Origin of the sequence: Marinimicrobium sp. UBA4509 (assembly GCF_002388575.1) — a bacterium.
Classification (GTDB): Bacteria; Pseudomonadota; Gammaproteobacteria; order Pseudomonadales; family Cellvibrionaceae; genus Marinimicrobium; species Marinimicrobium koreense.
In genome coordinates this window covers 84,670-98,234 of sequence record NZ_DGMV01000008.1, presented here as the reverse complement: position 1 = coordinate 98,234, position 13,565 = coordinate 84,670, and the positions used below count along the sequence as shown (strand labels likewise).

Annotated in this window: 11 protein-coding genes; 6 read left to right on the top strand and 5 right to left on the bottom strand. The window is 59.5% G+C overall.

Features of this window, described 5'->3' with window-relative positions; genetic code table 11:
• On the bottom strand, positions 1-986 hold a 986-nt coding region (locus B3520_RS01150; RefSeq protein WP_286875140.1), incomplete at its 3' end, for a bifunctional transcriptional activator/DNA repair enzyme AdaA.
• 238 nt (positions 987-1,224) lie between these two features.
• Here B3520_RS01150 and B3520_RS01145 point away from each other — a divergent pair.
• The 4 genes from B3520_RS01145 to B3520_RS01130 all read left to right on the top strand — a co-directional run bounded on the left by B3520_RS01145 (position 1,225) and on the right by B3520_RS01130 (position 5,305).
• On the top strand, positions 1,225-1,824 hold the full coding sequence (locus B3520_RS01145; protein ID WP_123639306.1) for a glycoside hydrolase family protein: 600 nt from the start codon (positions 1,225-1,227) through the stop codon (positions 1,822-1,824).
• Between the two features lie 13 nt (positions 1,825-1,837).
• On the top strand, positions 1,838-2,602 hold the full coding sequence (locus B3520_RS01140) for a hypothetical protein (RefSeq protein WP_286807067.1): 765 nt from the start codon (positions 1,838-1,840) through the stop codon (positions 2,600-2,602).
• 171 nt (positions 2,603-2,773) lie between these two features.
• Positions 2,774-3,439 carry a TonB-dependent receptor plug domain-containing protein gene (locus B3520_RS01135; RefSeq protein WP_286807066.1) on the top strand — a complete coding sequence of 222 codons (666 nt, stop codon included), beginning with the start codon at positions 2,774-2,776 and terminating at the stop codon, positions 3,437-3,439.
• Positions 3,440-3,445: 6 nt separating this feature from the next.
• Entirely contained in the window at positions 3,446-5,305 is a 1,860-nt protein-coding gene (locus tag B3520_RS01130) for a TonB-dependent receptor (RefSeq protein ID WP_286807094.1), read from the top strand.
• 205 nt (positions 5,306-5,510) lie between these two features.
• Here the strand turns inward: B3520_RS01130 and gcvH are convergent, their stop codons facing one another.
• From gcvH to B3520_RS01110, 4 genes are all read right to left on the bottom strand, one after another.
• Positions 5,511-5,906, bottom strand: coding sequence for a glycine cleavage system protein GcvH (gcvH, locus tag B3520_RS01125; RefSeq protein ID WP_024462023.1), 396 nt, complete (start codon positions 5,904-5,906; stop codon positions 5,511-5,513).
• A 32-nt stretch (positions 5,907-5,938) separates the two neighbouring features.
• Positions 5,939-7,042 (bottom strand): glycine cleavage system aminomethyltransferase GcvT, encoded by a 1,104-nt coding sequence (gene gcvT / locus B3520_RS01120; RefSeq protein ID WP_286807064.1) that lies wholly within the window; start codon positions 7,040-7,042, stop codon positions 5,939-5,941.
• A gap of 116 nt (positions 7,043-7,158) precedes the next feature.
• The gene (locus B3520_RS01115; protein ID WP_286807063.1) at positions 7,159-8,847 is read right to left on the bottom strand and encodes an ABC transporter permease; all 1,689 of its coding nucleotides are present in this window, start codon (positions 8,845-8,847) and stop codon (positions 7,159-7,161) included.
• Positions 8,848-8,952: 105 nt separating this feature from the next.
• On the bottom strand, positions 8,953-10,002 hold the full coding sequence (locus B3520_RS01110; protein ID WP_286807062.1) for a Fe(3+) ABC transporter substrate-binding protein: 1,050 nt from the start codon (positions 10,000-10,002) through the stop codon (positions 8,953-8,955).
• A gap of 222 nt (positions 10,003-10,224) precedes the next feature.
• On the opposite strand from B3520_RS01110, the gene B3520_RS01105 reads away from it, so the two are divergent.
• A complete protein-coding gene (locus tag B3520_RS01105; protein ID WP_286807061.1) occupies positions 10,225-12,429 on the top strand; it encodes an AsmA family protein in 2,205 nt (734 codons plus the stop codon).
• 49 nt (positions 12,430-12,478) lie between these two features.
• Positions 12,479-13,552 (top strand): A/G-specific adenine glycosylase, encoded by a 1,074-nt coding sequence (mutY, locus tag B3520_RS01100; RefSeq protein ID WP_286807060.1) that lies wholly within the window; start codon positions 12,479-12,481, stop codon positions 13,550-13,552.
• Positions 13,553-13,565 lie beyond the last annotated feature (13 nt).

Here is a 13,565-nt window from a genome sequence, read left to right as displayed (position 1 = left end):
GCGGCCGCGACACTGATTTGCTGCCCGAGAATGGCGCGAACGCCGGCTTCAAACGGATCCCATATACCCGGCAGCCGTAAACCCGGCCGCATTGGACCCAGCTGCGCCTGGATCGGCGCCAGGTGAGCATCAATGGTGCTGCTGTCGGCATCCAGGTCCAGCAGTCGACGAATGGTGCGAACCACCGGCAACAGAGCAGTTGGTTGGCTCAGTTCCAGGCTGACCTCGAAGCCAAAGCGCTCGGGCCGGTGCCGGGCGGTAAAACGACCACTGTGCCCGTTGGCCAAGCGAAAGGTCCGGCCGTAGTAGTCATCTCCGCACCACTCCAGGGTATCGATCAGGCGGGTTTTGAGAAAGTCGCGCAGCGCTGGCCAGTCGTAGGGTGGCCGGTAACTGAGCAAGAGGCGGATGCCGGGCTCCGGGTGCTGGCTGTGAGCTTGGCGTCGCAGGGCACTGGGGGTCAGTCGCAGTGCGCTGGCAAAACAGTCATTGAAGCGGCGCACGCTGCCGAAGCCCGAGGCCAGGGCGATTTCAGTAACCGGCAGCCGGGTCTGTTGAAGCAGGCTCTTCGCGAACAGCACCTGTTGATAGAGGCCGTACTGCTTCGGGCTGGTGCCGACGTTTTGCTGAAACAGCCGGCCGAGGTAACGGCTGCTGATGCCGAGCCGGTCGGCGAGGTCAGTCACGCTGCCCGTCAGCAGGGCGCCATCATCAATCAACCGTAGCGCCCGCTCCAGGGTGGTGTCGGTACCTTTCCAGGCCCAGGAGGTCGGGGCGCTATCGGGCCGGCAACGCAGGCAAGGGCGAAACCCGGCGTTGGCGGCGGCAATGGCGCTGTCGAAATAGAGAACGTTCCGCTCTTTCGGCGCCGGAGCCGGGCAAATCGGGCGACAATAAATGCCGGTGGTTTTCACCGCAACGAAAAACCGGCCATCGAAACGATGGTCGCGAGCCAGTCGGGCTTGTCGGTAGTGGCTGTTGGTCACGGTGCCGTCCCCCAGATCAATGAGGACAGTGTACCCCGGAACCGGGGAAAAGCTGGCTGGAAACGGAACTCAATAGGGGGGTTAGCCGACAGGCCAATTGACGCCTGATTCTCTTCGGAATACTGGATTGGTCGGATATACTGGGCGCGCCTGTTCGATAACGACTTTTTATGCTTGAACGTATCGATGAGCATGGAAAGGGATTACTGACAATGGATTACCCAAAGGAGCACGCTGCATGGCAACGGAAAAGGAAAAAGCAATACTGCGCAAGAACCTGGAAAAGTACGAAGGGAAAGTGTCACATATGTACCTGGACTCTAAAGGCTTTGTTACCGTAGGGATCGGACACCTTTTGAGTACAGTGGCGTCGGCTCAGCTTCTAGCCTTCAAAAACAGTAAAAATCTGCCAGCTACTCAAGAAGAAATAAAAGCGGATTACGACAGTGTCAAAAAACAACCCGCCAATCGACTGGCCTCAATGTACAAAAAACATACAAAACTGAGGCTGCCCGACGCTGAAATTGATAAACTGACAAATAAACATATCCAAAGTTTTGAAAGTGAACTGAAAAGAATATACAGTGATTTTGACAGCTTCCCCAGTAAGGCTCGCCTGGCTTTGTTTGACTTGATATTTAATCTCGGAATGACCGAGCTCAATAATAACTGGCCAAACTTCAATGCCGCAGTAAAAGCGAAGGATTGGCAGAAAGCCGCGGACAACTCAAGTCGAAAATCTCCCATATCTGATGCTCGGAATAAATACGTCAAAGACCTCCTGGAAGCGTGTGTGGACGACTCCAAGGAAGCCGCTGGTTCAGGTAATTCAAAGTAATAGGATCACTTCTATGTTTTCTGTCAAAGGCAAAGACATCGCTCCGGCGGTGGTTCTAGCACTTTTTCTATCTTTATTGGTAGGCTGTTCGCGGGGTGGAGCTGAAGAGAAACGCGCATATCCCGTCCTGTGGTACTCTGGTTTCAAGCTGCCGGAGCTCTTGGCTGAACACGTGGATGTTGAGCGAAGAGACCAACTATCCGGGCTGCTAAGCAAGAATTGGTATGCTTCGATTGACGTAACCAAAACTCGCGGTGAAGGAGAAGAAACCTTTTCAAATTGCGAGGAGTACCTTCAAGGTGTCACCCCAGAGACCCGTACTGTGCGTGAGCACGAAATGAACGCCTTTGTTGAGTTGGGTGTCATGTGTCGGGCGACGGAACTTCTAAGGGACGCAGACCGGTCTAGTATCTCCTATATTCCAGAGCCAATTCTAACCGACTCTAGTCCGGACGATTTTCCTTCGGATTTGGCATTTGAAACGTCGAAGACGGAGTCCGAAGAGAGTCGACGCGACCCGGAAGTTAAGTATTGGAGTGATATCAATGAAATTCGAAACGTGGACGTCATTTCTCCACAGGTTGTAGATTTTTATACTACGGGAGGCTTGCAGCGACTGGAGCTGGTCGGTCGTGGGGATTTTGACGGCGATGGAGTCGAGGACGTCCTTATTTCTTCCCGGGATTCCGTGGATGGAGGAAGTTATCAACATCTGAGGCTTTTTGTCCTATCAGTTGACGCAGAGGGAGACTGGCGGACAATAAGGAGCTACCAGTAGATTGATCAGTTGCCCAATGCTGGGTTGAGTTCTCTGCTAGCGTTGGTCACCCACGACCTATTTCACACGGTTGTCACCTACCTGGAATATTGCTGTCATATTCTCCCTTCATTATTTCCCCTTCAAAGATTATTGCGCCAGAAGTGATCTATTTCGTTATAAGGGGGTTTTATGAACGTTCGCCAATTGCCGTTGGCCATCGCCGTTACCGCGCTGTCAGCTGGCAGCACTTCTTTTGTTCAGGCACAGCAGCCTGTGTTGCAAGAGGAGTTGATCGTTACCGGTCAGCGCGAAGCGCGCAACGAAGCCATTGACCTGTACCGCGACTCGGACAGCATTACCAATTTTATCGCCTCCGACGCCATGGGTCAGTTTGTGGACCAGAACGTGGCCGAGTCCCTGCAGCGCCTGCCGGGTGTGTCCATCTCCCGTGACCAGGGCGAAGGTCGCTTTGTAAGCGTGCGCGGTGTGAGTGCGGGGCTGAGTTCGGTGTCCATTAACGGTATGCGCATCGGTACTCCGGAAGACGGCTCCCGCGCGGTGCCGCTGGATGTGATTCCCACCGGCTCCGTTGAGCTGATCGAAATCACCAAGGTGCCCACACCGGATATGCCCGGCGATGCCATTGGCGGTGCGGTGAATGTGAAGTCCGGGTCCGCATTCGACTATGACGGCGACACTTTCCGTTACCGTGCCGAGGGGTCTTACAACGAGCTGAGCGAAAAGACCAGCCCCAAACTGCAGGCCAACTACACCGACGTGGTGAATGCCTTTGGAGGCTCTGAGAATTTCGGTATTTCCCTCGGCGCGAACTTTCTGGACCGCGAGTTCCAGTAAGACAATATTGAAGCCGCCTATTACGAAAACGATGATCTCGGCGAGACTGTCAAGGCCCTGCAGGAAGTCCAGCTGCGTAAGTACTACGTCAACCGCGAGCGTATCGGTGCCAACGTCAACCTGGAATATCGCCCGGATGACACCAGCCGCTACTACATGAATACCGTGTTCAGCCGTTTCAGCGATGCCGAAACCCGTCAGCGTAGCATCTATGTATTTGAAGACGGCACACTGGCCGATTTCGATGGTAACAACGGTACCTTTGAAGACATCGCCGAGGACGGCTTCCGTCGACGCATCCGTTTCCGTACCAAAGAACAGGACACCACGGCGCTGGCGTTGGGTGGCGAACACATCATGGAATCCATGGAGCTGGATTATCAACTGGGTTACTCGGTAACTCGCGAGAAGGTGCCCGATGAAACCGAAGGACGGTTTGAGTACCAGACGCAAGCGCTCGACGGTGAATTTACCATCGGCCAGGGTATTCCTTCCTTCCGTATTCTGAACCAGGGCGCCGAAGATATCAGCCACCTGAATCACGCCGAGTACCTGCTGGATCGCGTGGTACTGGAGCCGAAATTCATCGACGATGACGACCTGAATTTCTCGGCCAACGCTCTGTTCCGTGATGCCTTTGGTCAGCGCAACTTCTCTCTGAAGACCGGTATCGATTTCCGGGCCAAAAGCAAAGATGTCGACGTCAATGAAATCGAGCTGCGCGATGTGCCGGAACTGGGCCTTGAGCCCTACACCATCGGCGCGCCGGACTACCCCTTCGCCAATCTCGGGGAGGGAATCAGTGAATCAATGTTCCTGAGCGATTTCTATGCCGACCGCGATGCATTCCAGATTCGCCCGCAGGATGAGGACGAAGCGCGCGAATTGCAGCAGGCCGAAGATTTTGTCGCCGATGAAGATGTGCTCGCCGGCTACCTGATGGGCACCTGGCAGGCCGATAACTGGCAGTTGATCGCCGGGGCGCGAGTGGAGTACACCGACTACAGCGCCACGGGCAATCAGTTGGAATTTGATGAGAACGGCGATCTGTCGATCACCAGCCGCTCTGTCGAGTCCGATTACTCCAATGTACTGCCGGGACTGCACTACCGCTACAACCTGAGCGACGACATGGTGCTGCGTGCGGCCTGGAGCACCACCATCGCCCGTCCCAGCTTTTCTGATATCTCCCCGCGTTTTTCCATCAACCGGGAAGACCTGGAAATCGATGCCGGCAACCCCGAGCTGGACCCCTACCAGTCCACCAACTTTGACATCATGTTTGACTGGTACCGCGATGGCGGTGTGCTGTCGGCCGGTATTTTCCACAAGGATATCGACGATTACATCGCCGAGTTCACCACCACCAATAACGCCGAGTTTGCCGGTTACGAAGTGACCACACCGGTCAATGGCACCGACGCCTCGGTGACCGGGGTGGAGTTCAACCTGGAAGAGCAACTGGGCGCCTTCCTGGTCGGCGGTAACCTGACTTTCCTGGATACTGAGTTGTCGCTGGAGCAGCGGGACGGGGAAACCTTTGCTCTGCCTGAGTCGGCCGAGCAGTCCGGTAACCTGTATGTCGGTTACGAGATGGGCCGCTTCAGTACGCGCCTGAGTATTTCTCACCGTGATGAGTATCTGAGTGAGGTGGGTGACAGTCAGGCGTTTGATATTTATGTGGCGCCGCACACCCAGGTGGACCTGACGGCGTCGTATCGCCTGGCGGAAGGTCTGGACCTGGTGTTTGAGTTGGTGAATATCAATGACGAACCGTTGGAGTTGTATCAGGGGTCGGAGGGTTACACCTACCAGTTGGAAGAGTACGGTCGGACCGCGTCGTTTGGGGTTAAGGGGAGTTTTTAATCCGGGGGAAAGTGGTCGGGTTGGGTAACGGCGGATGTGGGCTTAATACCGCTGCGCTCGGCCCCTACGCGACCTGCCGTGGTGGATCGGTCCGACGCCTCGGAGGGCAAAGCCCGCATCCGCCGTAAACTCACCCAACGACACCACCAAACAAAAAACGGCACCCTCGGGCGCCGTTTTTTATGCGTGCTTCCCAGGCTATTTCTTAAGCCCCTTCACTCTCCACCGCATTCCGATACCCATCGGCATCCAGAGCATCGTCCAGCTCCGAGGTGTCGGTCGGTTGCACGCGGAAGAACCAACCATCGTCGTAGGGCGAACCATTCACGGTTTCCGGTGAATCTTCCAGCGCGTCATTGATGGCGATCACTTCGCCACTGACCGGCGAGTAAATGTCCGAGGCGGCTTTCACCGATTCCACCACGCCGGCTTCCTCGCCCTTGCTGACGGTGCTGCCCACTTCCGGCAGTTCCACAAACACCACATCACCCAGGCTGTCCTGGGCGTGATCGCTGATGCCGATGGTGACGGTGCCATCTTCTTCCAGCCGAGCCCACTCGTGGCTGGGCAGGTATTTCAGTTCGTTGCGAATCTCGCTCATGGCTCGCTTTCCTGTGGTCAGTTGAATAAAATTTAAATAAGGGCTTTGCCGTTGCGGACAAACGCCGGTTTGGTGACCGACACGGTCACCCACTTGCCGCGCAGTTCCACTTCGCACTGCTCGCCCACCTCGATGGGCACCCGGGCCAGGGCAATGCTGTGGCCCAGGGTCGGGGAGAAACTGCCGCTGGTGATGATGCCTTCGCGCTCACTTCTGGAAACGCGGACACGCTGACCGGCACGCAGTACACCGCGCGCGGTCATACTCAGGCCCACCAGCTTGTCCTGCACACCGGTCGCCTTCTGGTCGGTCAGCGCCTGACGGCCGACAAAGTCCCGCTGCTCCGGTACCCAGGCGATGGTCCAGCCCATATTGGCCACCAGCGGCGAGGTCTGCTCGTCCATCTCGTGACCGTACAGATTCATGCCCGCTTCCAGGCGCAGAGTGTCCCGCGCGCCCAGGCCGCAGGGCGCTACCCCGGCCTCAGCCAGGGCTTTCCATAAGGCTTCCGCCTGCTCGCCAGGCAACACGATTTCCAGTCCGTCTTCACCGGTATAGCCGGTTCGGCCGATAAACCAGTCGTCCGCCTCATAGGCCTGAAAGAGGCTCAGTTGCTCAATGCCTTCGGCGTACTGGGGCAACACTTGAGTCACCCGGGCAATCGCCTCGGGGCCCTGAACCGCAATCATCGCCAGGTGAGGGCGCTCATCGATTTCGACATCGTAATCCTGACCGACCTCGCGCATCCAGGCCAGATCTTTCTCCCGGGTGGCACAGTTCACCACCAGGCGGTAGTGACCCTCGCGCAGAAAGTGCCCCTCCCGATTGTAGACAATCAGGTCATCGACCACGCAACCCTCGTGATTGAGCATACCGCTGTACAGGGCCTTGCCGGGCTTGCCGTCGAGCTTGGCGACATCGTTGGCCAACAGGTACTGCAGGTAGGGTTTGGCGTGGGTGCCGCAGACGTCCACCACGGTCATGTGGGACACATCGAACATGCCGGCGGCCCGCCGCACCTGGTGGTGCTCTTCCATTTGCGAGCCGTAGTTCAGCGGCATGTCCCAGCCGCCAAAATCAACGATTTTCCCACCCATGGCGACATGGGTGTCATACAAAGGGGTGCGGTTGCCCATAGTGTGCTGGTCCAGAACGTGGGATCGGGCGGAAGCCGTAGCTCCCGTAAGACCGGTAAAAGGCCGCTATTTTAGCGGCCCGGGGGCGTTTTAACCAGTGGTGACTCGTTGGCCGGTCAGGGTTTCGGGCCGGAACCGGAGCTGAGGGTGGTGGCGGTGCGCGCTGGCAGCCGACTCTGGCGGATCATCAACATCACGGGCGCGATACTCAGGATTACCAGGGTCAGGGCCGGCAGGGCGGCCCGGCGCCACTGGCCCTCGCCGGTGAGCTCGTAAATGCGCACCGCCAGGGTGTCCCAACCGAAGGGGCGCAACAGTAGGGTGGCGGGCATCTCTTTCATGGTGTCCACCAGAACCAGCAGCGCCGCGGTCAGTAATCCGGGCGTCAGCAGAGGCAGGTACACCCGCAGCAACACCCGCCACTGATTGGCGCCCAGACTGTGGGCGGCCTCCTGGTAACTGGGGCGAATGCGCTCCAGGCTCGACTGCACCGGGCCAAACGCTACCGAGAAAAAGCGGATGGCGTAGGCGAGAATCAGTGCCAGCAGGGTGCCCACCAACAACTGTTGGGTCTCCAGGCCCAGCAATGCCTGGACGCGGTTGATGATTTCCCGGTCAATAAACGCAAAACCGATCATGATACCCACCGCGAGCACCGAGCCGGGCAGGGCGTAGCCCAGACTGGCCAGGCGCACCGCGCCACTGACTTGATGCTTGCCCAGCAGGCGCTGGCCGTAGGCCACCAGCAACGCGAGCAGAGTGGTGGCCAGCGCTGCGACACCGCCGAGAATGAAGGTGTGGCGAATCAGGCTCCAGTAGCGGTTGTCCAGGGCGGCGGCGCCTTCGGCCCAGGTCCACAGGGCCAGTTGGCCAATGGGGATGGCAAAGGCCACCACAAACACCGTAATGCAGTAGCCACTGGCCAGCCAGGCCTGGGCGCCCTTGAGAGGGTAGCGCTGGGTTTCCCGGCGCGGAGTCTGGTGGAAGCGGCTGCGGCCCCGGCCTTTCTGTTCGGCGAATAACGCCAGGGCGACAAACAGCAGAAGTAACGAGGCGAGCTGGGCGGCGGCGGTCAGGTTGAAAAAGCCAAACCAGGACTTGTAGATGGCGGTGGTGAAAGTGTCGTAGTTGAACACCGCCACCGCACCGAAATCCGCCAGAGTTTCCATCAGCGCCAGGGAAATGCCCACCGCAATGGCTGGCCGGGCCATGGGCAGGGCGACCCGCCAGAAGGCGCCCCAGGGGCCTTCGCCAAGCAGCCGGGCAGCGTCGGTCAGGCCGCGGCCCTGAGCGATAAAGGCACTGCGGGCGAGCATGTAGACATAGGGGTAGAGAACGCAGGTCATGATGAACACGACCCCGAGCGGGCCCCGCACCGGCAGGAAGGCGACGTCCGGGCCGAGCCAGGCACGCCAGAGGCTCTGAATCGGTCCGGCGTAATCGGTGATCGCCAGAAACACAAAGGCGACCACATAGGTGGGGACCGCCAGAGGCAGCATCAGCGCCCAATCCAGCCAGCGTCGGCCGGGAAAGTCACAGACCGCCACCAGCCAGGCGAGACTGACGCCCAGCAGGAGCGTCCAGAGCCCGACCCCCACCACCAGAATCAGGGTGTTTTCCAGTAGCCGCCCGAGCTGGGTCTGAATCAGGTGCTGCCAGATATCCGTCTGTGCATCCCCCCAGCTCAGGACGATCACACTCACCGGCATTAGCACCAGTACCGCCATGAACCAGACGGGCAGGTGCCATAGGCGGGCCTGCCAGTAATGGCGGCGGCGTTCGCGCTGAATCACGCTGTGAGTCATGGCTGGATTGGTCAATCGAGGACCCTGAAGCACGGGTTTAAAAACAACAACGGGAGCCGGCCCGGTCAGGCCGACTCCCGATACGACGGTACCTGCGGGTACCGATTACCGATAGCCGGCGCGATCCATCAACTTGATGGCATCGCTTTGCAGGCGACCGGCGGATTCTACATTGACCGAGTCCGCTTTGAAATCGCCCCAGGCGGCGACGAAGTCAGAGGGCTCGACGCTACCGTTGGCGGGGTACTCCTGATTGGCCTCGGCAAATTGCTCCTGGGCTTCCGGGCTGGACAGCCACTCGAGCAGGGCCTGAGCCGCTTCGGGTTGTTTGGCGTGCTTGGTCAGGCCGGCGCCGGAGACGTTGACGTGCACCCCGCGACCGTCCTGGTTGGGCCAGAAGATGGCCAGTTTCACCTCCGGATTCTCTTTCTGAAGGCGGCCGAAGTAATAGGTGTTGACCAGGGTGACATCACACTGACCCGCCAGCACCGCTTCCATGGCCGAGGTGTCGTTGGAGTGCGGAGCGGTGGCCAGGTTGTCCACCCAGCCGGAAACGATCTCTTCCGTCGTCTCTTCTCCCAGGGTGTTGATCATGGTGGCGACCAGAGACTGATTGTATACCTTCTTGGCGGTTCGCAGGCACAGGCGGCCCTGCCATTGATCATCGGCCAGCGCCTCGTAGGTGCTCAGCTCGCTGGGGTCAACCCGCTCGGTGGAGTAGACGATGGTGCGGGCACGCACCGACAGGCCGAACCAGTCGTTGTTGTCCGCCTGCAGATGGTCGGGAATATTGCGTTCCAGCACTTCGGATTCAACCGGCTGGAACAGGCCTTCCTGGGAAGCCTGCCAGAGGTTGCCCGCATCCACGGTCAGCAGCAGGTCCGCCGGGGTATTGCTGCCTTCGGCCTTCAGCCGCTGGATCAGGGCACCGGCGCTGTCGGTAATGAAGCGGACCTTCACACCGGTTTCCTCGGTATAGCGCTCGAAAATCGGCTGGATCAGGTGTTCGGCGCGGGCCGAATACACCGTGACGGTGGGTTTGGCCTCGGTCTGCTCGGCCTGGCCTTGTTCGCCGGAGTCGCTGCAGGCGGCCAGTAACAGGCCGGTGGTTCCAGCCAGCAGGCCGCCAATCAAAGTGCGGGTCAGTTGTTTCATAAAGAAGCCACCTAATGTGCAGAGAATGCTGATATACAAACAGGAAGTGTAACGCTGCCTAAGATGATAAGTATTCTTATTTACAGAAGCAAACGCTTTCTTAACGTTTTTAACCCGCGAAGTGGTCCTTGAGACGTCTACACTTGGGCTGCTTCCGCTTTGGGCTTACACTGAGCCCTTTTCCATCACTATTTCCGCCAAAGTGCGACAGGGGAGTGCCGGGTGAAACTGTTAAGACGTCTGCTCAAGGTTCTGGTAGCGCTGGTGCTGTTGATTGTGATCGCAGCAGTCGCATTGGTGTTTGTGTTCGACCCCAACATGTTCAAACCACGCCTCGAGAGCCTGGCCCAGGAGCAGGGGGTTGCGCTGGAGATCAACGGCAATCTGGGCTGGCAGTTATGGCCCGCCCTGGGGGTGGAGGTCAACGATATCCGGGTCGCCGCGGTGAGCGCGCCGGATGACGCCATTGCGGAGCTCAACCAGGCCAGCCTGCGCCTGGCCATTCGCCCGCTGTTGCAGGGCGAAGTGTCGGTGCACCACATTCTCATTGATGGTGCGGCGCTGGACCTGATAGTGGACGAGCAGGGGCAGGGCAACTGGGAAGCGCTGCTGCCGGAGGAGAGTACTCCGGAGCAGCCCGCGCCGGAACCCGCAACCGCCAGTGAAGCCGAGTCCGGCAAGGCGCTGCAACTGGCTGTGGAGCAGATCACCCTGAGCAATGCCTCACTGCACTATCGCGACCTCGGGACCGGGCAGGACCTCACCCTCTCGCCGCTGAACGTGGGCATTACCGGCTTCAACCTGCAGGGCCAGCCGTTCAATCTCGCCCTGGGCTGGGAAGCGTCCATTGAAGATCCGGCCACGCTCGGCAATGAACCACTGGCGGTGGCGGGAGAACTGGATGGGCGGATCACTCTGGCGCAGGACTTTTCTCATTTGGAGCTGAGCAACGGCCGTTTGCGGGTCGAGTTGGCTCGGGCCGGCGCCTCCGACGATATTCGCCTGACCATCAACGCCCGCGTGGATGAGCTGCTGACCAGTCCGCGTTATCAGAGCGACCTGACCCTGGAGCCGTTCAGCCCGAAGGCGCTGATGGCGGTACTGTCCTTACCAGCGCCAGAACTGGCGGACCCGGAGGCTCTGTCCCGGGTTGCGGTGAGCGCCCGGGTCGAAGGCACTACCGAGCAGGTATCGGTCGATCCGCTGCGCCTGGAATTGGATGAAACCACCATTGAAGGGCGGGCGGCGATCACCGATCTGTCGCAAATGGCTCTGAACGTCGCACTGACGGGCGACCGGATCAATATCGACCATTACCTGCCGCCTCCGTCCGAGGAAGCGGTGGAGGAAGAAACCGGGAGCACCGGAGACGAGCCCCTGATCCCACTTGAGCTGATCCGCTCACTGGATGTCGCCTTTGGTCTGGATTTCGGCGCCCTGACGGTCAAGGACCTGGAAATGCAGGACCTGAGCGTGCGCCTGCTGGCTCGCGACGGCGTGGTCAATCTGGAACGGGCCACGCTCAACGCCTACCAGGGCCGGCTCGATGCCAATGCCCGCCTGGACGGTACCGGTGAAACAGCAGTGGTGGATCTGGTGGCGGACCTGAGCGGGCTGGAACTCGGCCCTCTTCTGACCGCCCTGGAGTTTGATGAAAAGCTGCAACTGACCGGCGCATTGAACGCCGATGTGGCCGCGGATACCCGGGGCCTGACCCTGAATGAACTCACCTCGGCGTTGGATGCGCAGGCCGCCTTCTCCGGCGCTCAAGTGCGGCTCGCGCCGCTGAACGTCGAGCAGAAGTTCTGCGAAATCGTCAACCGGGTGACGCAGGCGCAAGCCGATCCGCAGAAAGCCTGGGCGGATTACACCGAAATGAAAGCCCTGTCCGGCAAAGTTACCATCCAGGATCAGGTGATTCGTCTGGAATACCTGCAGGCCGGAGTGGAGCGCCTGACCCTTGGGGCCCAGGGTAAACTGGACATGAAACAGGCGCTGTACGACTTTACCCTGCCCATGCGCCTGGGCAGTGAGAGCACCAGTGAAGGGGGCTGTCAGGTCACCAGCAATTACTGGCTGGACCGGAGCCTGTCGCTGCTGCGCTGCCGGGGTTCACTGGATGACCTCAACCCACTTGGCGACTGTGGGCTCGACAGCGACGGAGTGCAGTCCCTGATCAAGGACTTCGCCGCCTACAAACTAAAAGAGCAGCACGGCGAGCGCATTGAAGCGGAAAAGGCCCGCGCCCAGCAAAAAGTGGACGAGGAGAAAGCCCGCGCCCGGGAGAAGCTCGATGAGGAAAAACGCGAGCTTGAAGACCGGGTACGCGAGCGTCTGCTGGGTGGCGACGATGAAGAGGCGACCGATGAGTCCGGCGAGTCCGAACCGAGTGCGGAAGAGCGGCTGAAAGATCTGTTCCGCCGCTGATGGTCGCGACGGTGTGTGTGGTACCCGACTGAAGTGAAACGAGCCGTAAATGAGTGATACCCCCTTTGCCCGTGCCGTGCTGCGTTGGTTTGATCGTCACGGGCGCAAGCATCTGCCGTGGCAGCAGAACATCAATGCCTACCGGGTCTGGTTGTCGGAGATCATGCTCCAGCAGACCCAGGTGACCACGGTCATTCCCTATTTCGAACGATTCATGGAGCGCTTTCCCACGGTCGAGGCACTGGCTGAAGCCCCCGTAGATGAAGTGCTGCACCTGTGGACCGGACTGGGCTATTACGCCCGGGCACGCAACCTGCACCGCTGCGCCCAGCAGGTGGTGAGCGAGCATGGCGGTGCCTTCCCCCGCAGTGTCGAGGCGCTGAGCGATCTGCCGGGTATTGGCCGGTCCACCGCCGGCGCCATTGCCAGCATTGCCTATGGTGAACACGCGGCGATTCTCGATGGCAACGTCAAACGGGTGCTGGCCCGTCACTATGCGGTACCGGGTTGGCCGGGCCAGACCGCGGTGCAGAATGCCCTCTGGGAGTACGCCGAGGTCAATACGCCAAAACGTCGGGTGGGGGATTACACCCAGGCCATGATGGATCTGGGGGCGACCCTGTGCACCCGCACCCGCCCGCAGTGCGACCAGTGCCCGGTGAATGACAGCTGCATCGCCCGGGCCCAGGGTAATCCCACCGATTATCCGGGCAAGAAACCGAAAAAAGACAAACCGGTCAAAGCCGTGCAGTTCCTGATGTTGCGCAACCCCGCGGGGGATATACTGTTGCAGCAGCGCCCACCCCAGGGCATCTGGGGTGGCCTCTGGGGGTTCCCGGAGCTGGCGCGGGAGAAAGACGCACAGGTTCATGTGCAGGACCACTATGGCGAAGTCGTCGATCGGGAAATCTGGGACAGCTATCGGCACACCTTCAGCCATTATCACCTGGATATCACCCCGGTGCTGTTGCAGCTGGCGCGGGAGCCGGACAGGGTGGGCGAGCGGGCTCAGACCTGGTATCGGCTCGATCGGCCCGAAGCACTGGGGTTGGCCGCGCCGGTCAAAAAGCTGTTACAGCAATTGGCGGAGCTGGACCCGCGCGCCCTGACCGCGGCGGAATAAATACCACAGGAGA